Source organism: Pseudomonas sp. AC463 (assembly GCF_979253585.1).
Window position 1 is genome coordinate 1 of the sequence record NZ_CEEDDZ010000230.1, and the last position, 365, is coordinate 365.

Annotated in this window: 1 protein-coding gene; it reads left to right on the forward strand. The window is 64.9% G+C overall.

Features of this window, described 5'->3' with window-relative positions; genetic code table 11:
- A partial coding sequence (locus AC0IYH_RS29915) for a DPP IV N-terminal domain-containing protein (protein WP_471837720.1) occupies positions 1–365 on the forward strand: 365 nt, incomplete at both ends.

The following is a 365-nucleotide window of genomic DNA, read 5'->3' on the forward strand; positions in this document are numbered from 1 at the left end:
TGCCTATGCCGATTACTGGCTGCTCGACCTCGACGCCAAGAGCTTTCGGAAGATCGGGGGCGACGCCGCGCCGCAGACGCTGATGTATGCCGAGTTCTCCCCCGACGGCAGCCGCATCGCCTATGTCCGCGACAACGACCTGTACGTGGAACCAGCTGGCGGCGGCACGCCGCAGCGCCTGACGCGCGACGGTTCGGACCTCATCGTCAACGGCGTCGGCGACTGGGTGTACGAAGAGGAATTCGGCCTGCGCAAGGCATTCGCGTGGAGCCCCGACTCGCGCAAACTCGCCTATTGGCGCTTCGACACGTCGGGCGTCGACACGTTCGACATGATCCAGAACACCGGCGGCCAGTATTCCAAGG